This is a genomic window from Geminicoccus roseus DSM 18922 (assembly GCF_000427665.1).
GTDB classification, from domain to species: Bacteria; Pseudomonadota; Alphaproteobacteria; order Geminicoccales; family Geminicoccaceae; genus Geminicoccus; species Geminicoccus roseus.
In genome coordinates, this window is the sequence record NZ_KE386572.1 from 4,166,129 (window position 1) to 4,190,599 (window position 24,471).

Annotated in this window: 22 protein-coding genes, 1 tRNA gene and 1 pseudogene; 9 read left to right on the forward strand and 15 right to left on the reverse strand. The window is 71.2% G+C overall.

Going from position 1 to position 24,471, the window contains the following annotated elements; all coding sequences use genetic code 11:
• Positions 1-13 precede the first annotated feature (13 nt).
• Genes GEMRO_RS30885 through GEMRO_RS0120700 form a run of 3 tightly spaced genes read left to right on the forward strand, consistent with a single transcriptional unit; the run spans position 14 to position 2,642 of the window.
• Positions 14-736 (forward strand): HdaA/DnaA family protein, encoded by a 723-nt coding sequence (locus tag GEMRO_RS30885; RefSeq protein ID WP_035487689.1) that lies wholly within the window; start codon positions 14-16, stop codon positions 734-736.
• Positions 736-1,515, forward strand: a complete 780-nt coding sequence (locus GEMRO_RS0120695; protein WP_027135538.1) for an SDR family oxidoreductase — start codon at positions 736-738, stop codon at positions 1,513-1,515. The genes GEMRO_RS30885 and GEMRO_RS0120695 overlap by 1 nt, the downstream gene beginning before the upstream one ends.
• Entirely contained in the window at positions 1,512-2,642 is a 1,131-nt protein-coding gene (locus GEMRO_RS0120700; protein ID WP_051329295.1) for an anhydro-N-acetylmuramic acid kinase, read from the forward strand. Before GEMRO_RS0120695 ends, GEMRO_RS0120700 begins: the two co-directional genes overlap by 4 nt.
• Before the next feature lie 279 nt (positions 2,643-2,921).
• On the opposite strand, the gene cobA is transcribed toward GEMRO_RS0120700, so the two are convergent.
• The 6 genes from cobA to GEMRO_RS0120730 all read right to left on the reverse strand — a co-directional run bounded on the left by cobA (position 2,922) and on the right by GEMRO_RS0120730 (position 8,245).
• Positions 2,922-3,725 (reverse strand): uroporphyrinogen-III C-methyltransferase, encoded by an 804-nt coding sequence (gene cobA / locus GEMRO_RS30890; protein WP_051329296.1) that lies wholly within the window; start codon positions 3,723-3,725, stop codon positions 2,922-2,924.
• The gene (locus GEMRO_RS35435) at positions 3,722-4,414 is read right to left on the reverse strand and encodes a histidine phosphatase family protein (protein ID WP_051329297.1); all 693 of its coding nucleotides are present in this window, start codon (positions 4,412-4,414) and stop codon (positions 3,722-3,724) included. Before GEMRO_RS35435 ends, cobA begins: the two co-directional genes overlap by 4 nt.
• 135 nt (positions 4,415-4,549) lie before the next feature.
• Positions 4,550-5,422, reverse strand: coding sequence for a DMT family transporter (locus GEMRO_RS0120715; protein WP_027135540.1), 873 nt, complete (start codon positions 5,420-5,422; stop codon positions 4,550-4,552).
• A complete protein-coding gene (locus GEMRO_RS0120720; protein WP_027135541.1) occupies positions 5,419-6,165 on the reverse strand; it encodes an ATP-binding cassette domain-containing protein in 747 nt (248 codons plus the stop codon). The genes GEMRO_RS0120715 and GEMRO_RS0120720 overlap by 4 nt, the downstream gene beginning before the upstream one ends.
• On the reverse strand, positions 6,158-7,186 hold the full coding sequence (locus tag GEMRO_RS0120725; RefSeq protein WP_027135542.1) for an ABC transporter permease subunit: 1,029 nt from the start codon (positions 7,184-7,186) through the stop codon (positions 6,158-6,160). Before GEMRO_RS0120725 ends, GEMRO_RS0120720 begins: the two co-directional genes overlap by 8 nt.
• A 78-nt stretch (positions 7,187-7,264) precedes the next feature.
• On the reverse strand, positions 7,265-8,245 hold the full coding sequence (locus GEMRO_RS0120730; protein ID WP_051329298.1) for an ABC transporter substrate-binding protein: 981 nt from the start codon (positions 8,243-8,245) through the stop codon (positions 7,265-7,267).
• A gap of 128 nt (positions 8,246-8,373) precedes the next feature.
• Between GEMRO_RS0120730 and GEMRO_RS30900 the strand changes: the two genes are divergently transcribed.
• Positions 8,374-8,583 carry a hypothetical protein gene (locus GEMRO_RS30900; protein ID WP_157505674.1) on the forward strand — a complete coding sequence of 70 codons (210 nt, stop codon included), beginning with the start codon at positions 8,374-8,376 and terminating at the stop codon, positions 8,581-8,583.
• Positions 8,584-8,593: 10 nt separating this feature from the next.
• Here GEMRO_RS30900 and wrbA read toward each other — a convergent pair whose 3' ends face one another.
• The 5 genes from wrbA to GEMRO_RS0120760 form a co-directional block, all read right to left on the reverse strand.
• Complete coding sequence (wrbA, locus tag GEMRO_RS0120740; RefSeq protein ID WP_027135544.1) at positions 8,594-9,196, reverse strand: NAD(P)H:quinone oxidoreductase; 603 nt, start codon at positions 9,194-9,196, stop codon at positions 8,594-8,596.
• Positions 9,197-9,316: 120 nt separating this feature from the next.
• Entirely contained in the window at positions 9,317-10,099 is a 783-nt protein-coding gene (locus GEMRO_RS0120745) for an adenine nucleotide alpha-hydrolase family protein (protein WP_035485735.1), read from the reverse strand.
• Complete coding sequence (larC, locus tag GEMRO_RS0120750; protein WP_084507269.1) at positions 10,096-11,265, reverse strand: nickel pincer cofactor biosynthesis protein LarC; 1,170 nt, start codon at positions 11,263-11,265, stop codon at positions 10,096-10,098. Before larC ends, GEMRO_RS0120745 begins: the two co-directional genes overlap by 4 nt.
• A complete protein-coding gene (locus GEMRO_RS0120755; RefSeq protein ID WP_027135547.1) occupies positions 11,249-12,547 on the reverse strand; it encodes a nickel-dependent lactate racemase family protein in 1,299 nt (432 codons plus the stop codon). The genes larC and GEMRO_RS0120755 overlap by 17 nt, the downstream gene beginning before the upstream one ends.
• A 127-nt stretch (positions 12,548-12,674) precedes the next feature.
• Positions 12,675-12,761 (reverse strand) — tRNA-Leu (locus GEMRO_RS0120760).
• Positions 12,762-12,866: 105 nt separating this feature from the next.
• Here GEMRO_RS0120760 and lipB point away from each other — a divergent pair.
• Both lipB and GEMRO_RS30910 read left to right on the forward strand, forming a co-directional pair.
• A pseudogene (lipB, locus tag GEMRO_RS30905) lies at positions 12,867-13,607 on the forward strand (lipoyl(octanoyl) transferase LipB); the annotation flags it as partial.
• Positions 13,604-14,137, forward strand: a complete 534-nt coding sequence (locus GEMRO_RS30910; protein WP_051329300.1) for a pentapeptide repeat-containing protein — start codon at positions 13,604-13,606, stop codon at positions 14,135-14,137. The pseudogene lipB and the gene GEMRO_RS30910, both read left to right, overlap by 4 nt.
• A gap of 24 nt (positions 14,138-14,161) precedes the next feature.
• On the opposite strand, the gene GEMRO_RS32885 is transcribed toward GEMRO_RS30910, so the two are convergent.
• The 3 genes from GEMRO_RS32885 to GEMRO_RS0120785 all read right to left on the reverse strand — a co-directional run bounded on the left by GEMRO_RS32885 (position 14,162) and on the right by GEMRO_RS0120785 (position 19,102).
• Positions 14,162-17,047 carry an EAL domain-containing protein gene (locus tag GEMRO_RS32885; protein WP_169728419.1) on the reverse strand — a complete coding sequence of 962 codons (2,886 nt, stop codon included), beginning with the start codon at positions 17,045-17,047 and terminating at the stop codon, positions 14,162-14,164.
• 148 nt (positions 17,048-17,195) lie between these two features.
• Positions 17,196-18,635, reverse strand: coding sequence for an NAD(P)H-hydrate dehydratase (locus tag GEMRO_RS0120780; RefSeq protein ID WP_027135548.1), 1,440 nt, complete (start codon positions 18,633-18,635; stop codon positions 17,196-17,198).
• A gap of 50 nt (positions 18,636-18,685) precedes the next feature.
• Complete coding sequence (locus GEMRO_RS0120785; RefSeq protein WP_169728420.1) at positions 18,686-19,102, reverse strand: tellurite resistance TerB family protein; 417 nt, start codon at positions 19,100-19,102, stop codon at positions 18,686-18,688.
• Between the two features lie 87 nt (positions 19,103-19,189).
• Here GEMRO_RS0120785 and GEMRO_RS0120790 point away from each other — a divergent pair, with 87 nt between their 5' ends.
• From GEMRO_RS0120790 to GEMRO_RS32890, 3 genes are all read left to right on the forward strand, one after another.
• On the forward strand, positions 19,190-20,104 hold the full coding sequence (locus GEMRO_RS0120790; RefSeq protein WP_027135550.1) for a pseudouridine-5'-phosphate glycosidase: 915 nt from the start codon (positions 19,190-19,192) through the stop codon (positions 20,102-20,104).
• A gap of 137 nt (positions 20,105-20,241) precedes the next feature.
• Positions 20,242-20,985 carry an Hpt domain-containing protein gene (locus GEMRO_RS30920; RefSeq protein WP_035485738.1) on the forward strand — a complete coding sequence of 248 codons (744 nt, stop codon included), beginning with the start codon at positions 20,242-20,244 and terminating at the stop codon, positions 20,983-20,985.
• Between the two features lie 214 nt (positions 20,986-21,199).
• Positions 21,200-22,105 carry an OmpA family protein gene (locus GEMRO_RS32890; protein WP_051329303.1) on the forward strand — a complete coding sequence of 302 codons (906 nt, stop codon included), beginning with the start codon at positions 21,200-21,202 and terminating at the stop codon, positions 22,103-22,105.
• Between the two features lie 90 nt (positions 22,106-22,195).
• Here GEMRO_RS32890 and GEMRO_RS0120805 read toward each other — a convergent pair whose 3' ends face one another.
• The gene (locus GEMRO_RS0120805; protein ID WP_027135551.1) at positions 22,196-24,208 is read right to left on the reverse strand and encodes a CocE/NonD family hydrolase; all 2,013 of its coding nucleotides are present in this window, start codon (positions 24,206-24,208) and stop codon (positions 22,196-22,198) included.
• Positions 24,209-24,471: the final 263 nt, after the last annotated feature.

Below are 24,471 nucleotides of genomic sequence, written 5' to 3' on the forward strand. Positions count from 1 at the left end.
GCCGGACGGCAGCGTGAGCCGATCCGCCCCGCACCAGCTCACCCTCGACCTGCCCCACACCGAGAGCAGCGAGGAACGCGACTTCCTGCCCTCGTCCTGCAACGCCCAGGCGCTGGCCCATCTCGGCCGCTGGCCGGACTGGCCCTCGCCGGTGACCGTGCTGTTCGGCCCGGAAGGCTCGGGCAAGACCCACCTGGCCCGGATCTGGGCGGCGCGGGCGCGGGCGGTCTGGCTGGAAAGCGAGGGGCCCTGGCTCCTGCCGCCCCGCGACCTGTTCCCCGCCCCCGCCACCTGCCTGGCGATCGACGAGGCCGACCTGGTCTGGGACACCCAGGTCCTGTTCCACCTGTTCAACCTGGTGGTGGAGCGCCGCGGCAGCCTCCTGATGACCTCGACCCTGCCGCCGGCCGGCTGGCCGGTCGAGCTGCCGGACCTGCGCTCGCGCCTGGCGCTGGCCACCCCGGTGGAGATCGGCCCGCCCGACGACGCGCTGCTGGCGGCGCTCTACGTCAAGCAGCTGGCCGATCGCGGCCTGCGCCCGGACAAGGGGGCGGTTGAATGGCTGATCGGCCACGGCCCGCGCAGCTTCGCCGCGGTGCGCCGGATCGTGGGCGAACTGGACCGTGCGTCCCTGCGGGCGCGCCGCCCGGTGACCACGGCGCTGGCCCGCGGCGTTCTGGTCGACATCGCGGCCGGCGGCAGCGAAGATGCCGCCGCTCATTGGGAGGATAGTTGATGGATCTCGGTATTGCTGGCCGCAAGGCGATCATCGGCGGCGCCAGCAAGGGCCTGGGCTATGCCTGCGCCGAGGCGCTGGCCGCGGCCAAGGTCGACGTGACGATCTGCGCGCGCAGCGCGGACGAGGTGAAGGCGGCCGCGGACCGGCTGGCCCAGAAATACGGCGTGACCGCCACCGCGGTCGCCGTGGACGTCACCACCCCGGACGGGCGCGCCCGCCTGCTGGAAGCCTGCCCGCAGCCGGACATCCTGGTCACCAACACCGGCGGCCCGCCGATGGGCGACTGGCGCGGCTTCGCCGACCAGGCCTGGCACGACGCGGTCGACAGCGTGATGCTGACGCCTTTGGCCCTGATCCGCTCGACCATCGACGGCATGGCCGAGCGCGGCTTCGGCCGGGTGGTCAACATCACCTCCTCGGTGGTGAAGTCGCCGCGCGCCGAGCTGGCGCTGTCCTCCGCCGCCCGCGCCGGGCTGACCTCGGCGCTGGCCGGGGTGTGCCGCGAATACGCCGCGCGCAACGTCACCGTGAACAGCCTGATGCCGGGCCCGTTCGAGACCGCCCGGCTGAAGGACAACATGAAGGTCCGCGCCGAGCGCACCGGCACGCCTTTGGAGCAGATCGAGGCGGGTGCCGTCGCCGCCACCCCGGCCGGCCGCTTCGGCGACCCGGCCGAGCTCGGCGCCTTCTGCGCGTTCCTGTGCTCGGCCCATGCCGGCTTCTTCACCGGCCAGTCGCTGATGCTGGACGGCGGGGCCTATCCCGGCATGCTGTGAGGGAGCCGATCCGTCTGCCCGAGGTCGAGGCCCGGGACGACCGCGTCGTCCTGGGCCTGATGTCGGGCACCTCGATGGACGGGCTGGACCTGGCGCTGGTGCGGATCGGCGCCGGGGCCACCCCCAGGGTCGCGACCCTGGCGCACCGCACCGCTGCCCAGCCGGACGAACTGGCGCTGAGCCCGAAGGCCTGCCTGGCCCTGGACACCGCCGGCCTTGCCCGGCTGAACACGGCGCTCGGCCGCTTCTACGGCGAGGCGGCGCGCCTTTTCTGCGACGAGTTGGGCCTGCGCCCGGACCTGGTCGGCCTGCACGGCCAGACCGTCTACCACGAGCACGGGCTCACCACGCTCCAGATCGGCGACCCGCATTTTTTGGCCGAGATGCTGGCCTGCCCGGTGGTGAGCGACTTCCGCTCCGCCGACGTCGCGGTGGGCGGCTCAGGCGCGCCCCTGGTGCCGTTCGTCGACCGGCTCCTGCTGGCCGATCCGGCCGGCACCGTGGTCGCCCTCAACCTGGGCGGCATCGCCAACGTCACCATCCTGCCGGCCGATGGCAGCCCCGTGCGCGGCTTCGACACCGGGCCCGCCAACAGCCTGATCGACGCTGCGGTGCGCGCCCTGACCCAGGGCCGCAGCCGCCACGACCAGGACGGCGCCTGGGCGGCGCGCGGCCGGGTCGACGCCGCTCTCCTGGCCGAGCTCCTGGCCCATCCGTTCTTCGCCCTGCCGCCGCCCCGCTCCACCGGGCCGGAACAGTTCGGCGCCGCCCTGGCCGAGGAACTGCTGCGCCGCCCGAACTTGGCCGAGGCCGACCTTCTGGCGACGCTCACCGAACTCACCGCCCAGAGCGTCGCCCAGGCGATTTCCCTTCATGCGCCCGGGACGCTGCGGGTCGTCGCCAGCGGCGGCGGGGTCCGCAACCGCCACCTGATGGACCGGCTGGCCCAGGCCCTCTCCGGCACGCCGCTGGTCAGCTCGGCCACCGCCGGGATCGACCCGGACGCCAAGGAGGCGATCGCCTTCGCCCTGCTGGCCTCCCTGCGCATCGACCGCATCCCCACCAACCTGCCGGCGGTCACCGGTGCCTCGCGCCCGGTGCTGCTCGGGCGGATCTGCGAGGTCTGACCACGGGCGAGGAGTGCGGTCCGGCGCGGTCGCAGGCAAGGGGTACCTGCCGAGGGCCACGATGCCGGAAGCCGCAGGGGCCCGAGGCTGTGCAGCTTCGCGTGCCACGGCTTGCGGTGCGGCCAGCATCGCCGCCACCCAAGAGGCCATCGGCCGGAGATGCTGCCGGCCGGCCTGGAAGCGCCCGGGACCTTCATTTCGCGCGCGAGACGCTCTGGAAGATCATCGCCGGACACCCTTTCGCATCCGGGTATCCGGGACAGCAGCAGGGACGCGCCGTCAGTTCACCGGCTGCGAAAGCTCCGCCGCCCGCTCCCGGCCGGCCGGGGCATCGGCACGGTCGAACCAGGCCAGCTGGTCGCGCAGCCCCACCACCGAGCCCACGATCACCAGGACCGGTCCGTCGAACTGCACGCTGGCCGCCAGCTCCGGCAGGGTGGCCAGCGTGCCGGTGACCACCCGCTGCTCGGGCAGGGTGCCGCTCTCGATCGCCGCGGCCGGCAGGTCCGGGCCAAGCCCATGCTGCACCAGCTTGGCGCACAAGGCTTTCAGCGGCTTCAGGCCCATGTAGATCACGATGGTCTGCCTTGGCTGGCAGATCGCGGTCCAGTTCAGGTCCGGCTCGCCGTTCTTGGTGTGGCCGGTGACGAACAGCACCGACTGGGCGTGGTCGCGATGGGTCAGCGGGATGCCGGCATAGGCGCCAACCCCGTTGGCGGCCGACACCCCCGGCACCACCTCGAACGGGATGCCGGCCTGGACCAGCGTCTCCAGCTCCTCGCCGCCCCGGCCGAACACGAACGGATCGCCGCCCTTCAGCCGCACCACCGTGCGCCCGGCTTTCGCCAGCTCCACCAGCAGCTGGTTGATGTCGTTCTGCGGCAGGAAGTGGAAGTCGCGGCGCTTGCCGGCGAAGATCCGCTCCACATGGGGCGGCACCATCTCCATCAGCTCCGGCGCGATCAGCCGGTCGTGGACGATCACGTCGCAGCTCTGCAGGACTCGCAGCGCCTTCAGCGTCAGGAGCTCGGGATCGCCAGGGCCGGCGCCCACCAGATAGACCTTGCCGACAGGCTCGTTCACGTTTGTTTCGATCCAGCCTCTGCGCGGGGCGACGGTCCCGCCGGACCGCTCGGGTTTCGGGGTCGCGGCGGCTGGCTCCCTACCACGTCGCCTAGCGACGCTACCAGCGGCGCCGGCGCCGGCTTGCCCCAATCGCCGCCGGTCAGGCGCGCGAGCGACAGGGGCGCCACGCTCCGCGCCAGCGCGTCCCTGGCCGCCGCTCCCTCCGCCCATGTCAGGAGCGCCCGGATCGGGCCGGCATGGCCGACATGGAGCAACGTCTTGCCCGCAAGCTCCCGGTCCAGTCGCCGCCAGGCGGCAAGCGCCCGCTCCGCCAGCATGGCAGCGCTTTCGCCGCCGGGCGGGCAGGCGTGGAACGGATCGTCCCAGAACGGCCAGTAGCCAGGATCCCGTTCGGCCAGCTGGTCATAGGCCTGTTCTTCCCATTCGCCGAAATCCTGTTCCATCAGGCCGGGCTCGACCATGAGCGCCGGCACCTCCAGGCCCGCCGCCTGCAGCCCCGCCAGGGTCTCCCGCGTGCGGCGCAGCGGCGTCACCACCGCCACGTCGATTTGGCCGATCCGCTCCACCAGCATCCGCGCCTGGTCAGACGGGATCGCCCCGACCGGCCGGTCCGACCGTCCGGCGAACCTTCCGGGCAGGCCCAGGATCGGCGCATGGCGCAGGAGCCACCAGCCGGCCGCCGTCATGGGGAAAAGAGCCTGGACATGAATTCCTGGTGGATGGCCGCGGCGGCAGCTTGCGCCGATCCGCGCGGGATGGGTGAATCAGAAATAATACGGGCCGGACCCGGAAACTTCTAAAACAACAGCAAAAACATGGGATTAACGGGACGCCGGGACCTTCCGGTTGACCAGCACGACCCCCGCCAGGATCAGTCCGCCCGCCGCCAGGAGCGGCCATCCCGCCGGCTCGCCCAGGCCCAGCACGGCGACCCCGGCGCCCAGGATCGCGCCCACCGAGCCGATCTGGCTGAAATAGACCGGGCCGGCGATCTTCTGCAGTACGAAGTACAGGGCATAGGTCAGGGCGAACACCGCGATCTGCGCCAGCAGGAGCCAGCCCGCTTCCGGGCCGCCGGCCGCCCAGGCCCGCCCGTCCAGCAGCACCGCCGGCAGGAGCAGCAGGGCCCCGCCCAGCAGCATGCCCGGCGCCAGGGAAAGGGCGCTGGCCCCCTGCGGCCAGCGCCGGGTCCGGTAGATGTTGCCGGCCGCGATCACCAAAGGTGCGGTCAGGGCGGCGATCGCCCAGAAGGTGGCGGCCCCGCCGCCGCCGGTCCGGCCGGTGGCCAGGACCAGGGCACCCGCCAGCCCCAGCGCCAGGCCGGCGGCCCGGGTGGCCCGCACCCGCTCCATGCCGAAGCCCAGCGCCAGCAGGTAGGTCGCCATCGGCGGGAAGGCCAGGCAGAGCGCCACGAAGCCGGCGCCCACATGGGCCACCGCCGAGAAGAACAGGGCGTTGGGCAGGGCGATGCTGAGCAGGCCCGACCAGAGATAATAGGCCAGCGCGGCGCGGCCGCTGCCGGGCGGGTCGCGGCGCAGGAAGGTCGCCAGCAGCAGCAGCAGGCCTGCGCCAAGCGTCGCCCAGAACAGGAAGGCCAAAGGCGGCCAGCCGGCCTGGAGCGCCAGCTTCACGATGTTGGCGGTAAGGCCCAACAACGCGCCCACCGCCAGGAGCAGGGCGAGCGGCAGCGTCACCCGCCCACCATCATCTTCACCACCTCGTCGCCATTGGTCTCGCCGATCGCTCGCTCGCCGGCATTGCGGCCGCGCCGCAGCACCAGGATCCGGTCGGACACGGCGAAGATATCGTGAAGGTTGTGGCTGATGAAGATGATCGCGACACCCTGGGCCTTCAGCCGGCCGATCAGCTCCATCACCTTGCGCTGCTCAGGGACGCCCAGCGCCGCGGTCGGCTCGTCCATGATCAGCAACTCGGCCTTCCAGTAGATCGCCCGGCCGATCGCCACCGCCTGGCGCTGGCCGCCCGACAGGTTGCGCACCGGCTGGGTGAGCTTCTTCGGCTCGATGTCGATCTCGAGCTGCTCCAGCACCTTTTCCGATTCGGCGCGCATGGTCTCCCGGTCCAGCCGGGGCAGCACGCCCAGGAATGTCTTGAAGCGCTCGCGGCCCAGGAACACGTTGGCGCCGACGTCCAGATTGTCGGCCAGCGCCAGGTCCTGGTAGATCGTCTCGATCCCGGCGGCGCGCGCCTCGGACGGCGTCTCGAACGAGACCGGCCGGCCCTTGAAGGCGATCTCGCCCTCGTCGCGGGCATGCACCCCGGCGATCGCCTTGATCAGGGTCGACTTGCCGGCGCCGTTGTCGCCGGCCAGCGCCAGCACCTCGCCGCGATGCACGGTCAATCCGACGTCCGATAGGGCGGTGACGCCGCCAAACCGCTTGGTCAGGCCACGGATTTCCAGAAGCGGCTCACTCACTGCGGCGTCCTCCGCCGGTCAGCCGCTCGCGCGACTGGTCGATCAGCACCGAGACGATGATCACCACGCCCACCGCCACGAACTGCCAGAACGGGGCGACGTTGATGAACACCAGGCCGTACTGGATCACCGCGATGATGAACGCGCCGATCACCGTGCCGATGATCGTGCCGGAGCCGCCGAACAGGGAGGCCCCGCCGATCACCACCGCGGCGATGCTGTCCAGCAGCAAGGGCTCGCCGCCCTGGGCGGCGCCGGCCGAGAAGCGCGCGGTATAGACCACGCCGGCGATCCCGGCGCAGAAGCTGGCCAGCATGTAGAGCAGGATCGTGTGTTTGGGCACGTTGATGCCGGCCCGGATCGCCGCCGGCTTGCTGCCGCCGATCGCGTAGGTGTAGCGGCCGAAACGGCTTTCCTGCAAAAGCCAGTGCATCACCAGGACCACCACCGCGGTCAGGATCACCGGGACCGGGATGTGCAGGATCCGGGCATTGCCGAGCGCGAACAGCCAGGGATTGTTGACCGGCACGGTGGTGCCGCTGGCGGTGAGGAAGCCCACGCCCCGGCACACCCCGTACATGCCGAGCGTGCCGATGAAGGCCGGGATCGCCAGCTTGGCGATCAGCGTGCCGCTGATCAGCCCGGGGATCACGCTGACCAGCAGGGCCGCCAGGATGCCGATCAGCAGCGACAGGCCCGGGTGCAGCCCGGAGGTCGCCTGCATCACGGTCGCCATGATCACCGCGGCCAGGCCCATCACGAAGCCCACCGACAGGTCGATCCCGCCGGCGATGATCACCAGGGTCTGGCCCAGGCCCAGCAGCAGCGGCATCGAGGCCGCAAGGGCGATGCTCTGCAGGTTGTAGGGGTTGAGCACGAAGGTCGAGCCGTACTGGACGCGGGCCCAGATCTCGAAGAACAGCACCAGGACCAGGAGAAACAGCCAGGACCAGGCGATCGCGATGAAGGCGAGCAGCGGGTGGCGTTCGGCTGGGGCGTGCGGGGCGGCGGCGGTGGCCAAAGGGCGGCCTCTTCCTGCAAGGACATGCTGACGACGAGGAGCGGGGCGGCCGTCATGGCCGCCCCGTGGGGGACCAGGTCAGTCCGAGTAGACGAACCTCTGGATTTCCGGGTCGTCGATGTTGTCCTTGGTCATCACGGTGAAGCCGGTGCCGATCGTGGTGGGCACCGACTGGCCGGTGAGCGCCGCATAGGCGGTCATCACCCCGTAATAGCCGATCTCGGCCGGGTGCTGGGCGATCGCGAAGTCGACCGAGCCGCTCTTCAGGTCGTCGATGATCCGGGTGGGGGTGTCGAAGGCCACCACCTTGATCTCGCCGGTCTTGCCGGCGGCCTTGACGCCGTCGGCGGCGCCGAACGCCGAGAACAGGTTGGCGCCGAACACGCCGGCCAGGTCCTGGTTGCGGGCGAACACCGCCTGGAGCTGCGAGGAGGCCTTGTTGGCGTCGTTGTCGTTGAACTGGGTCTCCAGGACCTCGATGTCCGGGAACTCCTCCATGCCCTGCTTGAAGCCCTCCTCCCGCTGGTCGGTGGTGGAGATGCCGGGCTTCACGTTGCTGACATAGACCTTGCCCTTGCCGCCGATCGCCTCGGCCAGGGCGCGCGCGGCCATCTTGCCGCCCATCACGTTGTCGGAGGCGACATAGGAGAGCGGGAAGTCGCCAGGCCCGGAGCCGTCCTGGTACTGGCCGTCATCGATGAAGGTGTCGACGGTGATCACCTTGATCCCGGCATCCACCGCCTGCTGCAGCGGCGCGATCAGCTGCTGCTTGTCGGTGGGCGCGATCAGCAGGGCGTCCGGCTGCCTTGCGATCACCGCCTGGAGGACCGGGACCTGCAGGGTCGGGTTGAAGTCGGGGGCGCCCTGGAACACCAGCTCCACGCCCAGGGCATCGGCCGCGGCCTGGGCGCCTTTGTGCATGGTGATGTAGAAGGCGTCGGTGGTGAGCCCCGGAATGAGGGCGATGGTGTATTTCTCGTCCTGCGCGGAAGCGGGCCCGATGGACGCACCGGCGAGCGCGGCCAACGCCAGCGCCCCCGCGAAATGGCGGCGGATCATGATTGCTCTCCCTGATCGTTCCTTGGTTGCGGAACGTGGCGGGACGCTAGCGGTGGCGCTACACCCGCACAAGCGATCAGCACCCGCTTTCTTGAACCTGGAGGAGCCTGGATTTGGACGCACATCCGATGCTCAAGCCGCTTGCCGTGCGCATCGGTCTTCTTCTGTTCTGCCTGGCCTGGACCGCGTTCGAGGCCTGGCACGAGCCGAACTCGATCTGGTTCTGGATGTTCGCCGGCGTCACCGTCTATGCGGTGTTCGAGTTCTTCATCTCCGACAAGTACCGCAAGGCGGGCGCCGCCCCCGCAGCCGGAAGCGACGCACCGCCGGAAGCCTGAGCCGGCCGGCTCAGCCGTGCAGCTTCGTGGTGATCTCCGCCACGTGGCGGCCCTGGAAGCCAGCGCCTTCCAGCTCGACCTTGGAGGGCTGGCGCGAGCCGTCGCTGCCGGCGATGGTGCTCGCGCCGTAGGGCGAGCCGCCCTTGACCTCCTCGTAGCCGGACTGGCCGGCGAACGAGTAGGGCAGGCCCACGATCACCATGCCATGATGCAGCAGCACGGTGTGGAACGAGGTGATGGTGGTCTCCTGGCCGCCATGCTGGGTGGCGGTGCTGGTGAACACGCTGCCGACCTTGCCGACCAGCTTGCCCTGCGCCCACAGCCCGCCGGTCTGGTCCAGGAAGTTCTTCATCTGCGCGCACATGTTGCCGTAGCGGGTCGGCGTGCCGAAGATCACCGCGTCGTAGTCCGCCAGCTCGGCCGGCTGGGCGATCGGGGCCGGCTGGTCGGTCTTGTAGTGCGCCTTCTGCTGCACCTCCTCCGGGACCAGCTCGGGCACCCGCTTCACCACGACCTCGGTGCCGGCCACCGACCTGGCCCCTTCGGCGGCGGCATAGGCCATCTGCTCGACATGGCCCCAGCTCGAATAATAGAGCACCAGGATCTTCGCCAACGTCTGTCTCCTCGGCAGGATTTCGTCGGCGAAACAGATGGACCAGGGTGATGACGTTTCCAATCGTCAATTCCCGGCGCGGATCGTTTCCCATCCGGCAACAATGGTTGGTCGGTTGGCTCAGCGCAGGAAGGCGGAACCGCGCCGGTAGGGGCGCACGCCCAGAAAGGTCCGGCCATGGGCCTGCGCCAGGCCGGCGGCATGGGTTGCTGCCACCGCGCCGCCCCCGGCCCCGGCTCCGTCCAGCTCCACCACCGCGCCGGCATGGGTGATCCGGCAGCGCAGGGTGGCGCCTTTCGGCAGCAGGGCCGCCAGCTCGCGCTCGACCAGGTCGACGAACGCCAGGTCACCGGCGTCGATGGCGATCCCGGTCTCGACCCGGCTGGCCAGGCAGGGCTGGGCCGGCAGTTCCGCCAGGTCGTCCAGCCCGTGCCGTGCCGCCAGCGCCCGCACGCCGACCTTGGCGATGCCGGCCTCGACATAAGGATGCACGACCCGGTGCTCGGTGGCGGCGATCAGGCCCGGCCGGTAGTCGGACAAATCGTCCAGGTTGGCCCCGGACGCGATGGTGCCCGACGTCAGGCCGCGGATCCGCCCGTAAAGGTTGGTCTTGCAGAAATAGCAGCGGTTGGCCGGGTTGGCCCGGTAGGACGGGTCGTCGAACTCGCCGGCCCCCACCACGTCCAGCCGCCAGCCATGCAGCGCCGCGTGGCGCTCGACCCGCGCCGTGGCGGCGGGCGGCACCGCCGGGGAAACGGCATGGACCATCCGGACCGGATGCCGGCCGAACCGGTGCGTCAGGTAGGCCAGGGTCATGCTGTCGACCCCGCCGCTCACCGCGATGGCGAGGTCGTCGTGGCGGTCCAGGGCCTGGAGCAGGGCGGTCTGCGGATGCTCGCTCAATCTTCCTCGCACTGGCGGGCCAGGCGACGCCGCTCCGCCAGGCTGGCGCCGGTCAGGTCGTCGCTCTCCGCCTTGAAGGTGGTGACGCCACCCGGCCGCCGCACCCGCTTGCGCCGGATGCCGTCCCGCTGATCCAGCTCGCGGATCAGGCACAGGCGGCTTTCCTCGTGCCAGCGCAGCCCGATCGTGGAGGTCTCGGTCAGGCAGGCGGCCTGCACCGCCGCCAGCGCGTCCGGGCGGACCAGGAGGCGGAACGATTCCATCGGCCGGTTCTTCTTGCCCCGCCGGGTCGCGGTGGACAGGTCCAGCACCCCGTCCAGGGCGCGCAACCGGTCGCAGGCGGTCCCGATCTCCTCGCCGGTCATGTCGTCGACCTCGAAGCTCAGCACGGTGATCCGCTCGGCCTGCCCAGGTGCTTCCAGCCGCGCCACCATCGCCCGCAGGATGTTGGGCATCTCCGGCAGATGCCGCGTCCCGGCGCCGGTGCCGACTGCCTCCAGTTCCAGCGCTGGCGGCCGCCCGGCCTTCACCAGATGGCGCAGGATCGCCGCCCCGGTGGGGGTGACCCGCTCGCCGGACACGCCGTCGTCCCGCCAGGCAAAGCCCTTCAGGATCTCGGCGGTGGCCGGGGCCGGGACCGGCAGCAGCCCGTGCCGGGTCCGCACCAGCCCGCCGCCCAGCGGCAAGGGCGAGACCGACCAGCTGGCCCCCTCCAGCGCCGCGGCGATGCTGCCCGCCGCCACCACGTCCAGCAGCGAATCCCAGTCGCCGATCTCGTGGAAATGGACCTCGGCGATCGGGACCTGGTGGATCGCAGCCTCGGCCTTCGCCAGCACGGTCAGGATCGCCACGGCGTGGGAGGCGGTGCCGGGATGCAGCGGCGCCCGCTCGATCAGCCGGACCATCTCGGTGAAATGGCTGGCATGGTGGTGCGGCGCGTTCTCGGCCGGCTTCAGCCCGAAGCGCTTGCAGCGGATCGCGTTGCTGGTCCCGCCCTCCAGGAACGGCTCGCCCGCACCCGGCGGCAGCACCGCCCGGGCGTCGGCCAGGACCCGCGCCTGCAGGTCCGGCAGCGCGTCCAGCAGGGCCGCCACGAACATGTCGCCCGCGACCCCGCCCGAGGCGTCCAGGTGGATGTGCCGGCAGGCCTCAGCCGGCTGGGGCATGGACCGGGATCACGTAGGGACCCTCGGGAATCACCGCCACCGCGCTGTCCCCGTGCCGGGCCATGGCCGCCGCCACCGCATCGTCCAGCGAGGGCACGATCTCCACCCCGGTGATCCGCCGCTCCTCGGGCGAAAGCCCGGTGGTGAACATCTGGATGGTGCCGAGCCGCATCGGCTTGAGCTGCATCTCGGTCTGCCACTCGTCGATCTCGGCCAGCGACTTGGCGGTCAGGGTCTGGAGGAACTTCTCCGGGCCGAGCTCGACCAGCCTTGCCTGGGCGTCCTTGAATTCCTCCGAGCCGAACCCTTCGGAGCACTCCGACACCATGATCAGCGTGCCGCCCGGCTCCAGGATGTCCAGCGGCGTCACCATGCCCTTCACGGTCTGGTAGTAGGTCTTGTCCAGCGGGTAGCCGGCCGAGGACGTCACCAGGGTCTTGAACTTGCGCGGCACCCGGACCTGGGAAACGTCCTGCACGAACGCCACCGCCGCCAGGTGGCTCTCGATCACCTCGCCGAAATTGACGTGGGCGAGGTCGCGGTCCTCGTCCAGGATCGTGTTCAGCGCATAGACCGGGCCCAGCCTGCGCACGATGTCCAGCTGCTCCTCGTGGAGCGGGTTGCCCACCAGGTTGCACTGCACCGCCAGCGGGTCCTCCATGAACCGGGCGGAATGGAAGGTGCGGATCGTGGTGTGGTGCGCCACGCCCGGCGCCACCACCTTCCGCCCGCCCGACCAGCCGGCCATGAAATGCGGCTCCACCAGGCCGGTGGAAATCTTCAGGTCCGCCTCGACCAGCCGCCGGTCCAGCCGGATCGGCACCTGGCGCTTCTCGGTGAAGCCCAGGTCGACATGCATGGCGTCGTCGCGGGCGAAATGGTTCTCGACCCGGACATGCTCCAGGACCCAGGGATCGCCCACCAGCTCGGCCAGCTCCTCGCCCTCGTTCGGGCGGTGCAGGCCGGTGGCGACCAAGACGGTGATCTGATCCATCGGAATGCCCGAGGCGACCATGGTCTCGATCATCGGCCGCAGGAACAGCCTGTTCGGCACCGGCCTTGTGATGTCGCAGATCAGGATGCAGGCGCTCTTCTTGCCCTTGGCCAGCTCGGAGAGGGGCGGCGAGCCCACCGGGTGGGCCAGGGCGTCCCGCACCGCGCGCGCCGGATCGGGCAGCTTGGGCAGGTCGGCCTTGCGGATCACATGGGGGGAGGCGTCGGCCGGAAGGTTCAGCTTCACGTGCGACCGCCCGAACGCGATCTCGATCTTCTGTCCGGTCACGGTAGCTCTCTCCCTGGGTCGTCGCCGTCACGTCGCCGGCAGGGAGGGTGAAGCGCATGCGCCTGCACCACTCAAGCCCAGAAGGCCCGCGCCCGTGACGATCATCGCTCAACGAGATGGGGAGAGATGGTGCGGTCGAGAAGACTCGAACTTCCACGCCCTTTCGGGCACAGCGCCCTCAACGCTGCGCGTCTACCAATTCCGCCACGACCGCACATCGCTGGGGAGCCAGAACCTATCGGCTGCCGGCGCCGCGCGGTATAATCGGTCCTGGCCGGGCCTGCAATAGACGCCTGTCAGGAAAAGGAAGAAGGAGAGCTCCTTGTCGCTCGAATGGCGTGTGGAACCAGGGCTGGTCAGCTACCCGGACGCGGTGGCGGCGATGGAGGAGCGGGTCCGGGCGATCCGCGAGGACGGCGCCGACGAGCTGGTCTGGCTGGTGGAACATCCGTCGCTCTATACCGCCGGCACCTCGGCCGCCCCGGACGAGCTGCTCGATCCCGCCCGCTTCCCGACCTACAAGACCGGCCGCGGCGGCCGGTGGACCTATCACGGCCCGGGCCAGCGGGTCGCCTATGTCATGCTCGACCTGCAAAGGCGCGGCGTCGACCTGCGCGCCTATGTCGCCCGGCTGGAAGGCTGGGCGATCGCGGCGCTGGCGAGCTTCGGGGTGAAGGGCGAGCAGCGCGACGGCCGGGTCGGCATCTGGGTGACCAGGCCGGATGGGTTCGAGGAGAAGATCGCCGCGGTGGGGGTGCGGGTGCGCCGCTGGGTCACCTATCACGGCATCGCCATCAACGTGGCCCCGGACCTTGGCCATTTCGCCGGGATCGTGCCCTGCGGGATCGAGGAGCACGGCGTCACCTCGCTGGCGAAGCTCGGGATCCAGGCCGACCTGGCAGCGGTGGACCGGGTGCTGCGCGCCCGCTTCGACGAGATGTTCGACCAGGACTTCGCTCCGGCCGCTGATCCGGCAACGGCCGCGGCAGGGGCCCTGGCCGCAACAATGACCGCCGGCCAATTGATCGGTGACGATCTCGTAACTATTTGTAGGTCATGAAGATCGCTCCCGCCCTGGTGGCCCTGACCCTCCTGGCAGCCCCGGCCGCGGCCCTGGCCGATTGCGCGGATGCCGCCGGACCCGGCATCGAATGGCGCCGCTGCCTGATGGACGGCGAGGACATGAGCGGCGTGGTGCTGATCGGAGCCGACCTGCGCAGCGCCTCGTTCAAGCGCACCAACCTGGCGGGCGCCGACCTGACCGAGAGCCGGGCGACCGGCACCAAGTTCATCAGCGCCGACATGACCGGGGTGCAGATGGACCGCGCGGTGATGCTGCGCGCCGACTTCACCAGCGCCAACCTGACCGGCGCATCGTTCCGCAACGCCGACCTGCGCCGGGCGCGCTTCTACGACGCCAAATTGTGGAACGCCGACCTGACCGGCGCACGCCTGGAAGGCGCCGACCTTCTTCGCACCGATTTCTCGGGGGCTACCTGGACCGACGGCGCCACAATCTGCGCGGAAGGCTCGATCGGCCGCTGCATCGCCACCTCGCCGGCCGGCGAGCAGGTCGACGACGGCTCCTGAGCCGGCAAGCCCGCTCGGCCGGCCTCAGCCGGGCGGGCGACTGCCGTTCTTCAGCCAGGCGAACGCGTCGGCTGCCGGCATCGGCCGGCCGATCAGGTAGCCCTGGCCCTCGTCGCAGCCGAGCGAGCGCAGGAAGTCGAACTGCGCCTGGGTCTCCACGCCCTCGCCGACCACCCGCACCTTGAGCGTCTCCGCCAGCGCCACCACCGCCCGGGCGATCGCGGCGTCGTTCTGGTCGGTGGTGACGTCGGCGACGAAGGAGCGGTCGATCTTGAGCGCGCCGATCGGGAAGCGCTTCAGATAGGCCAGCGAGCTGTAGCCGGTGCCGAAATCGTCCACGGTGACCCGCACCCCCATCTCGGCCAGTTCGTGCAGCCGGTGCACGGTCTCGTCGACGTCGCGCATGATGCTGCTCTCGGTCAGCTCCAGCTCCAGGCAGGGGCCGGGAAAGCCGCTGTCGCCCAGGATGCGGCGCACCTTGGCCACGAAGTCGCGCGCCTGGAACTGCCGGGCGGAGATGTTCACCGCGATCCTGAGCCCGTCCAGGCCCTCGCCATGCCAGTCGCGCATCTGCGCCACCGCCTGGCGCAGCACCCACTCGCCGATCGGCAGGATCAGCCCGGTCTCCTCGGCGATCGGGATGAAGTCGGAAGGCGGGATCGGCCCCAGCTCCGGGCTGCTCCAGCGCAACAGGGCCTCGACCCCGGCGATCCGGCCGCTGGCCAGCTCCACCAGAGGCTGGAAGTGCAGCTGCAGCTCGTCGCGGTCGACCGCCTTGCGCAGCCGGCTCTCCAGCACCAGGCGCTGGTAGGCCTTCGCATTCATGTCGGTGGTGTAGAACTGGTAGCTGTGCGAGCCCTGCTCCTTGGCGCGGGCAAGGGCGGTGCCGGCGTTCTTGAGCAGCTGGTCGGGGTCGTCGCCGTCGAAGGGGAACAGCGAGATCCCGATCGACGCCGCCACGGTCGGCTCGTCGCCGGCGATCTGGAACGGTGCCTGCAGGCTGTCCAGGGTCTTCTGGGCGACCTTGGCGGCGCCCTCGGCGCCGTCGGTCGCGAGCGCCAGGATCAAAAACTCGTCGCTGCCGGGCCTGGCCACCGTGTCGGACTTGCGCAGCGAGTTGCCGATCCGCATCGCGACCGCGCGCAGCACCCGGTCGCCCTTGTCCAGGCCCAGGCTCTCGTTGATCAGCTTGAACCGGTCCAGGTCGACCATCATCACGGCCAGCTGCTGCTTGGTCCGCTTGGCCCGCTCGATCGCCTGGCCCAGCCGGTCCAGGAACAGGAGCCGGTTGGGCAGGGCGGTGAGCGGGTCGGTGTAGGCCAGGTTGCGGATCGTCTCCTCGGTCTGCTTGCGCAGGGTGATGTCGCGCACGATCAGCACGCTGCCCTGCCGGCCGCCGGTCATCGGCGCCGTCGCGACCTCGACCGGCACCAGCTCGCCCGACGCGCGGGCGGCGGTGCGCTCCTCGTAGACCGCCTGGCGGCGGTCGTCCGCGCCGGAACGCCGCCGGGCGTCACCGCCAAGCGGCGAGGGCAGGAACAGCCCCGCCACCGGGCGGTCCAGCAAACCGCCCTCGGCCAGGTTGAAGATCCGTTCGGCCGACTGCGAGGCGCGCCGCACGATGCCCTTCTCGTCCACCACCAGCACCCCGTCGGAGACCTGGTCCAGCACCAGGCGCAAAAACGGGTCGTCGCTCTGCTCGGCCGGGGACGGCGGGGCGGGGACCTGGGCCTGCGGCCGGATCACCAGCAGCACCGTGTCCGGCGTCGCCGGCGCCAGCACCATCTGCCAGGACTGGCCCGAGGCCGGCCAGCGGAAGCTGGTCTCGACCTGACGGCCACCGGAAAGCGCCTGCTCGACCCGGTCCTGCCATTCCGCCAGGAGCTCGTCGCCCAGGATGCCGTCGAGCGGGCCGCTGCCCTGCTCGCCCAACGCCTCGAACAAGGGCTCGTCCCGCCCGGCCACCGCCCAGAGCAGGCATGCCTCGGAGTCCACCGCCAGGATGGCGGCGCCCAGCAGCTCGGCCACCGGGCGGAACCCCGACGGCGGCAGGTCGGCCTGGCGCGGCTCGTCGCCGGGCCCGGCCAGGCGCAGCGTGCCCACCGCCCGGTCCACCGGCACGCCTGTGGAATGGGCCGCGGCGGCCCCGCCGCGCAGCGGCCGGGCGCGGTCGAAGAGCCGGATCTCGCTGCCGCCGGCGGTGCGCAGGCGGTAGCTGGTCTCGGTGGCGATCCCGCTCATCAGGTCCAGGTTGCGCCGGCGGATCCGGGCGCGGTCGCGCGGCACCACCAGGCCGCTGAGCCCGCCGCGCGCCTGCAGCTCGGGCAGGGCGTAGCCGGTCAGCCGCTCCACCGCCGGGTCGGCCCATTCCAGCTTCAGCCCGCCATCGATGTCGGCGGCCAGGCGGTAGAGCCCGCCCGCGACCAGGTCGCCCAGCATCCGCGCCACCGAGGGCAGGTCGGCGTCCAGCCCGTCCCGGCCGACCGGCTCCAGGATCAGCAGGCAGCGCTTGGCGTCGCCCAGCACCTGGCTGCGCGCCGCCACCCGCAAAGGCTCGCGGCGGGCGGTGGCGAGCAGCAGCTCGCCGCTCCAGCTCTCGCCGGCGGCCAGGGCGTTGAGCAGGGCGGCAAAGGCCGGGTCGGTGGGGTCGCCGGCGCGCAGCAGCCTGAGGCGCGCCTGGGCGAGGTCGCGGCCGGCAAATCCGGTCAGCGCCTCCAGGGCATGGTTCCACCAGAGGACCAGCGGGTGCGGGCGCTCGCGCTCGGGCCGGCTCACCAGCAGCATGGCCTGGCCGGTGGCGTCCAGGATCGCCCGCAGGTCCGCGTCCGGCAGGCCGTCCGCCGTCCTGGCATCGGGCTGCCGGTGCCGGGTCTCGTCGAACGGTCCGCCCGGCTCGCTCACTTCGTCCACGCACATTCTCTCAACGCACGACCACCGGCCCCGGCCCCGCCGGCTGCCCGGGCGACACCGTCGCTTGAATATCCAGGGGTTAATACGCCCGGGCTGCGGCAACCAGAGCGTGACAGCCCCACCGCCGGCATTCTCTACCGGAACGTGCTCAGTGGAGCGCAAGCCGGGCGGCGATCGCCTTTGGCAGGTCGGCGGAGATCAGGCCCGTGCCCAGCGCGGCGCCGGCCTCGGCGTGCAGCCGCACTGCCGCCGCCGCCGCCAGAAAGGCCGGCATGTTCTGGGCCAGCAGGCCCAGGATCGCACCGGTGAGCACGTCGCCGGCCCCGGCGGTGGCAAGGGCCGGGGCATCCAGCTCGAGGATCGCGACGCGCCCGTCCGGCGCCGCCACGATCGTGTCGCCGCCTTTGAGCACCACGACCGCACCGCTGCGTGCGGCGGCCGCGCAGGCGCGCTCGATCCGGGCGCCCTTGAGATCGGGAAACAGGCGCTGGAACTCGCCCTCGTGCGGGGTGAGCACCAGGTCGGTGCCGTCGGCGAGCCGGCCCTCGCAGGGGGCGATGCTGGTCAGCGCGTCGGCATCCAGCACGGCGCGCTTGCCCGCCGCCAGGATCCGGCCGATCCGGCCCCGGGTCCGCTCGCCCACCCCGGCGGCTGGGCCGATCGCCACCGCGTTTCGGCGCGGGTCCTCCAGGAGCCGGTCGAGATCGGCCTCCTCAGCGACCGGCCGGGTGATCAGGTCGGCGCTCTCCTGGGCATAGAACGGGACGGCGTCCGGGTCGGCCGCCACCGTGACCACCCCGGCGCCGATCCTGAGCGCGGTCATGGCGCTCAGCCGGGCAGCACCAGTGGCATCGGCCCGCCCGCCGATCATCACCGCATGGCCGAACCGGTATTTGTGGGAAAGAGCGTCGCGGCGGGGCAGGGCGTCCCGCCACCAGGAAGGCTGGTTGATCCTGACCGTTCCCTCCAGCTCCGCCAGCTGGTCGCTGCCGATCCCGATATCGGCGACCTGCACCGTACCGGCATGGCTGCGCCCGGGCAGCAGCACCAGGCCCGGCTTCTTGCGCACGAAGGTGACGGTGAGGTCGGCCCGCACCGCCTGGCCGCGCACCAGGCCGGTGGCGCCGTCAATGCCGGACGGGATGTCGACCGCGACCACCGGGCAGCCGGCCTCCGCGATCCGCCGGATCAGGAGGGCCGCCTCGCCGTCGACGTCGCGGGCAAGCCCGGCGCCGAACAAAGCGTCGACCACCAGCTCGCCCGGACTTGGGCGCGCGTCCTGGAGCTGTTGCCAGGCACCGTCCCAGGCGGCCGCGGCACGGGCGGCGTCGCCGCCGAGCCTGGCCGGATCGACCAGGGAGAGCAGCGTGACTGGCCAGCCGGCCGCGCGCAGGAGGCGCGCCACCACCCAGCCGTCGCCGCCATTGTTGCCCGGCCCGCACGCCACCAGCACCGGGCGGCGGGCGAAGCGGGCGGTGATGGCGCGGGCGACCGCCAGGCCGGCCCGCTCCATCAGGACATGGCCCGGCGTTCCCAGTGCGATCGCCCGCTGGTCCAGGCGGGCGACATCCGAAGGCGCCAGCAGCATGCCGTCGTCCGGCGCCTTTCTGGGAAAGCCGTGCATCGGGGTGGCCCCGCTCAGCCGTGCTTGCGGTAGCGTGCCCCGGCCGCGCGCTCCAAAGCGGCGGTGGTCAGCCCGTCCAGCTCCAGCCAGTCGCGCAGGTTCTCCAGGATCTCCAGCTCCTCGTCGCCGGCCACCCCGTCGGCGGCGGCGACGTCGCAGGCCAGCACGTACGCGGTCTCGCGCAGCGGCCGGTCCAGGGCCTCCTGCAGCTCCTTGACCAGCTCGTTCAGGCCCTTGGACTTTTGCAGGAGCACGGTCACGTGCCGGCCGATCTCGGGGATGCTGTCCTTGTCGAAGTCCTGGAACACCGGCAGCGTCGAGACCAGCCGGCCAATCATGGTCAGTTCGCTGTCGGTCATCTCCCCCTCGGCCGCCGCGATCAGGACCATGGTGGAGACCAGCGCTTTTTGTTGACGAGCGAACGACGACATTGGCATGCCCTTTGACTAAAGATGTACGATGCGCCCAGTGGCCGCTGGGCCTGGCACATATGCGGATGTCGGGAGAAGGTCGCAACCATGCCGATCGAGGTGGCGCCGGAGATCCGGGCGGCGCTGGATGCCGGACGCCCGGTGGTGGCGCTGGAAACGACCCTGGTGAGCCACGGCCTGCCCTGGCCGCATAATCTGGAAACCGCGCTCAAGATGGCCGATGCGGTCCGCTCCGAGGACGCGGTGCCGGCGGTGATCGGGGTGCTGGACGGCCGCCTGCGCGTGGGCCTCACCCAGGGCGAGATCGCGAGGTTCGCCAAGGAGCCGGGCATCGCCAAATGCTCGACCCGCGACCTGCCGCTGGCAATGGCCGGCGGCGGCAACGGCGCTACCACCGTGTCCGCCACCGTGGAGATCGCCGCCAGGGTCGGGATCCGCTGGATGGCCACCGGCGGGATCGGTGGGGTGCATCGCGGCATCGAGCGCAGCGGCGACGTCTCCGCCGACCTGGACGCGATTCGCCGCTCGAAGGTGGTGGTGGTGTGCTCCGGCGCCAAGATCATCCTCGATTTGCCGCGCACCGTGGAATGGCTGGAAACGCTGGGGGTGCCGCTGCTGGGCTGGCAGACCGGCCAGCTGCCGGGCTTCTACACCGCCGAGACCGGCCTCGAGGTGCCGGAGATCGCCGACTGCCGGGCGCTGCAGCGCTGGCTCGCCGCCTGGGAGGAGCTGGGCTTCCAATCCGGCGTGGTGCTGGCCGCGGCACCGCCGGCCCACCTGGCGATGGGCGGGGCCGAAGTCGCCCAGCTGGTGGCCGCGGCGCTGGACGAGGTGCCGGAAGCCGAGCGCAGCGGCAAGGCCGCCACCCCGGCGCTGCTGGCGGCGATGGCGCGCCTGTCCATGGGCCGTACCGTGGAACTCAACCGGGAGCTGATCGTCGCCAATGCCGGGCTGGCCGCGCGCTGCGCCCGCCAATGCGCCAAGCTGCGCGAGGCCGCATGACGGGGCAGGGCGCCCCCTGATACCACACCGGGAACTGAACCGGTCCAATTCAATCTATGCGGGAATTTAGCGCTTGACCCGTCCTCCCGGCGCCCGCCAGTGTCGGGGCCGGATGGTCGAACGGGTTTCCCTGGCTGATGGACGCTATTCCTGCGACGCGTCGGATCCTGCTGACCGGCGTGACCTCCTCCACCCGGCTCCTGGTGCGCCACGTGCTGCAGAGCCTGGGCTATCTGGTCGACGAGGCGGCCGAGGCCGTGGGCGGCGCGCCCGGCCGCTACGCCCTGGTGGTGGCCGGACCGCGCGCCCTGGACGTGGACGGCCGGCTCTCGGCGCAGGCCGGGCCGGACACCGCCGTTCCGGTGATCCTGATCGGCGCCGGCGAGGCGGCCCCAGGCGAGCCGGTCATCGGCGGGGGGGCGGGCAGCGTCGACCTGCGCGCCTGCCTGGCGGAGCCGCTGGAACTCGCCCGCTTCCTGGCGATCGTGCGCGGCGTGCTGGAGAGCGGCGCGGCGCTGGCGCGGGGCAGCGTCCCGGAGCAGCGCCCGGCCGAGGACCCGGTCGACCTGGAGCGGCTGCACGACTTCGCCGGCGACGACCAGGACCTCGTCGAGGAACTGTGCTCCCTCTACTTCACCACCGCGCGCAGCTACCTGGCCGAGATGGCCGAGGCGCTGCGCCCGGGCGGCGACACCACCCGCTCGGCCCATGCGCTCAAAGGCGCGTCGGCCAATTTCGGTGCGCGCGAGGTCGCTGGCCTGGCTCTGGCCGCCGAGACCCAGGGGGTGACCCAGGAGCGCCTGGAGCAGCTGCGCCGGGCACTCGGCCGCGCCGAGGCCTTCATGGCGAGGCAGCTGCCGCCGGCGCGGATGCCGGCATGAAGGCGGTGCCCACTCGCCGTCCGCCCGCGTCCGCCCTGCAACACAAGCTGGCCCAAGCTGGCCCAGGCAGGACTTGGCCGGTGGAAACGCTTGAAGGTGATGCGCGCCTGTTCTGTTGTCGCCACGCTGCAGCCGTGGCACCGCAGGGCGCCCGGGAAAAATCGCGGTCTTGGAACAGCTTCGGTGGAAGCGGTGGTTGGATGAGGTGTGCACGATGCTGAAAGGTGCTCGGCTGCTGGTGGCCACGAGCCTGGGTGTACTGGCTGCGGGCTGCACGTACGCGCCGGCTCCGGATTTCGGCACGCTCCAGCCCACCGGCCTCGATGACTATTACCTGAACCAGTACGACATCGAGGCGGTCCGCCGGATGGTCCCGCAGGGACCGCCGTTCAACGACCAGCTCCGGGTGGGCTACCTCGAGCTGGCCGACATGATCGGCGGCCATGGCGACGAGGCCGACCAGGACCATTTCCTGCGCAAGGCGGTGGCCTCGGCCAAGGGCCTGTCGCAGGTGCCGGATGCGGTGGTGCAGCCGGACGCCATGGACTATCGCGCTGCCGGCACCGATTCCGACGGTGCTCTGGCCACCGGCCGCGCCCGCCTGGTCGATGCTCTGGGCCGCAACGCCCGCAAGCTGGCGCCGCTCGACGCCGCCGAAGCCCAGGTCGCCTGGGACTGCTGGTTCGAGGGCGCCGAGGCCGGCCGCGCCCAGCAGGTCGCCGACTGCCGCCAGCGCTTCGAGGACGCGATGGACCGGGTCGACGCCGCCCTGGACGGCGACGAGGAGCAGGCCTTCATCGTGTTCTACGCCTGGGACGACGCCACCATCACCCCGGTCGGCCGGACCGTGCTGGAGCAGGTGGCTGAGGCCTACCAGGATGGCAGTTCCCCGGTGGTGGTGCTGGCCGGCCATGCCGACCGCTCCGGCCCGGCCGACTACAACATGCAGCTCTCCGAGCGCCGCGCCCGGAACGCTGCGGCGGAGCTGGGGCGTATGGGCGTGCCCGCGGAGGCCATGGACATCACTTGGTACGGCGAGACCGAGCCGCGCGTGCCGACCGAGGACGGGGTGCGCGAGCCGCAGAACCGCCGGGTGGAGTTCACCCTGCCAGCCGACTGAGCCGGCAGAAGAGTTTTCCGAGTTACGTGCGACCAAAGAAAGAAAAGGAGGATGCCCCCGGGCATCCTCCTTCCGCTTTTCAGGCGCTGCTCACACGCAGACCCTGGGGTGGCTGGAGGCGAACTCCTTCTCGAACACCAGGACCTCGCCCTCGTAGGCTTCGATCCGTGCGGTCAGGTGGAAACGGCTGCGGTCCGCCCGCATCGTGGCGAAGGTCTCGGTGCGCACCGACCAGTCGCCGCGCGCCGAGGTCTCGGTCCAGTGGGTGCGCATGTGCGCCGAGAGCGGGTCGTCGGGGTGGATCTCGTACCATTCCCGGGCGACGCTGCCGGTCAGGAGCCCGTGCTCCACGATCTCGAACAGGCCGAAATCGTCCTCGATCTCCAGCCGCTGCATGCCGGTCGCCGCATCGATCGTGGTGATCCGCCGGTTGGATGCCGGCCGGTGCACGATCTCCTGCAAGGGCGGGGCCATCTCCGGCTCCTCGAACGCCGGCGCCGGGTCATCGGCCGGCGCCTCGCGCACCGGCAGCACCAGGCAACAGTCCTCCAGCCGCAGGGTCACCGTCGCCGGCTCCGGTGAGGGCCAGATCAGCGGCCAGTAGGCGGTGGAGACCGCCAGGCGCAGCCGGTGCCCGGCCGGGAAGCGGTAGCCGACCTCGTCCAGCTCGATCCGCGCCCGGTAGATCTGGCCCGGCAGCAGTTCCTCGGGCTGCTCGTGGCTGGCATGGTGGCAGAGGTTGAGCACGCCATAGGTCGCCCGCGCCGAGGCGCCGCTCGGCCCCACGTCGCACAGGCGCACCACCAGGTTCGCCTGTGGCCGGTCGACGGTGAACGCCACCTCCAGCACCGGCCCGCCCAGGATCGCCAGCTCGTCGGCCAGGACCGGCCCGTCGAACAGGAGCGAGCCGCCATCCTCGATCCGCTGGTCGCCCGGCAGTTCGGGCCCAAGCCAGATCGGGCAATACTCGCCGGCCGCCTGGCCCACCGTCTGCGGCGAGCAGATCGAGGCGCTGCCGCCCGGGCTGGGCCTGCGGGTCAGCTGGTGCGGCCCCAGCTGCCAGGCCTGCTGGCGGATGCTGGGCGATGGCCAGTCGGGCTCGGCCACCCAGCGGCCCGGCCGGTGCGTGTACATGGTGGCCGGCGGCACCCCGTCCATCAGGTAGGCGCGCAGGGCAGGGGCCCGGTCGGCGCCGTTGTCCTGGTCCTTCAGGTAGCGGTCGTAGAAGCGCACCGCCTCCTGCAGGAAGCCGATCCGCGGGCCCGGCACCGCGAAATGCGGGTACTTGTGCACCCAGGGGCCCAGGATCGCCTGGCGGGGGCAGGTCAGGTGGCGCAGCATCCGGGGCACCGGGTCGTGGTAGCTGTCGGCCCAGGCCCCCACCAGCATCACCGCGGCTTGGATCCGCCCGTAATCCTCGCAGATCGAGCCGTGCTTCCAGAACGCGTCGCGGGTCAGGTGGTCCATCCAGACCTCGGCCAGGTGCGGCTCCTTCTCCAGCCGCTCCAGCCATTGCGCCCGCCAGCCGTCGCCCACGATCGCCGGGTCGGCCGGGCGCGAGCTGTAGGCCAGCATGGTCGACGACCAGCCGAGCTGCTCGGCCAGAAGGCAGCCGCCCTTGTAGTGGATGTCGTCGGCATAGCGGTCGTCGGTCGAGCAGAGCGAGATCACCGCGTCCAGCCCTTGCGGCTGGCGGTACGCCACCTGCAGCCCGTTGAACCCGCCCCAGGAGATCCCGATCATCCCGACCCTTCCGGTGGACCACGGCTGCTGGCGGATCCAGGCGATCACCTCCAGGGCGTCGTCCTGTTCGGTCGGCAGGTACTCGCCCTCCATGATCCCGTCGCTGTCGCCGTTGCCGCGCATGTCGACCCGCAGGCAGGCATAGCCCCGGGCGGCCAGATAGGGGTGGGTGAGGGCGTCCCGGTGCACGGTGCCGTCGCGCTTGCGGTAGGGCAGGTATTCCAGCACCGCCGGCACCGGCCGCTCATGCGCATCCTTCGGCAGCCAGATCCGCGCCGCCAGCCGGGTCCCGTCGGACAGCGGGATGAAGACGTTCGGCCATTCCACGATCTCGACTGTCGCCTGCTCGTCCATGGCCATGCCGGTCTCTCCCCCTCGCTGCGCCGCCTCGCTCCCTGTTACCGCGCCACGCCCGGATTGCCAGCCTCCCGCGACAGGCCGGCCCGACGCGGCGCCAAACGGCACCCTGCATCGATTCTAAACTATTTCCAGTAAATAATCGTCGTACACTCGGCGTGTTACAGTACGAAACCAAATCATCTATGGATGATGCCAGACATCGTCGCTATCAACGCCCCGCCGGGGCAAGACAAGCCCGGCAAACAGATTATCACGATTGTTGC

What these genes read in the sequence shown, in the direction of transcription:
- GEMRO_RS0120695 (WP_027135538.1), top strand. Translation starts at nt 736, where the DNA reads ATGGATCTCGGTATTGCTGGCCGCAAGGCGATCATCGGCGGCGCCAGC.
- GEMRO_RS35435 (WP_051329297.1), bottom strand. Translation starts at nt 4,414, where the DNA reads ATGACGGCGGCCGGCTGGTGGCTCCTGCGCCATGCGCCGATCCTGGGC.
- GEMRO_RS0120730 (WP_051329298.1), bottom strand. Translation starts at nt 8,245, where the DNA reads ATGATCCGCCGCCATTTCGCGGGGGCGCTGGCGTTGGCCGCGCTCGCC.
- GEMRO_RS30900 (WP_157505674.1), top strand. Translation starts at nt 8,374, where the DNA reads ATGCTCAAGCCGCTTGCCGTGCGCATCGGTCTTCTTCTGTTCTGCCTG.
- larC (WP_084507269.1), bottom strand. Translation starts at nt 11,265, where the DNA reads ATGCCCCAGCCGGCTGAGGCCTGCCGGCACATCCACCTGGACGCCTCG.
- GEMRO_RS30910 (WP_051329300.1), top strand. Translation starts at nt 13,604, where the DNA reads ATGAAGATCGCTCCCGCCCTGGTGGCCCTGACCCTCCTGGCAGCCCCG.
- GEMRO_RS0120780 (WP_027135548.1), bottom strand. Translation starts at nt 18,635, where the DNA reads ATGCTGCTGGCGCCTTCGGATGTCGCCCGCCTGGACCAGCGGGCGATC.
- GEMRO_RS0120785 (WP_169728420.1), bottom strand. Translation starts at nt 19,102, where the DNA reads ATGTCGTCGTTCGCTCGTCAACAAAAAGCGCTGGTCTCCACCATGGTC.
- GEMRO_RS0120790 (WP_027135550.1), top strand. Translation starts at nt 19,190, where the DNA reads ATGCCGATCGAGGTGGCGCCGGAGATCCGGGCGGCGCTGGATGCCGGA.
- GEMRO_RS30920 (WP_035485738.1), top strand. Translation starts at nt 20,242, where the DNA reads ATGGACGCTATTCCTGCGACGCGTCGGATCCTGCTGACCGGCGTGACC.
- GEMRO_RS32890 (WP_051329303.1), top strand. Translation starts at nt 21,200, where the DNA reads ATGCTGAAAGGTGCTCGGCTGCTGGTGGCCACGAGCCTGGGTGTACTG.
- GEMRO_RS0120805 (WP_027135551.1), bottom strand. Translation starts at nt 24,208, where the DNA reads ATGGCCATGGACGAGCAGGCGACAGTCGAGATCGTGGAATGGCCGAAC.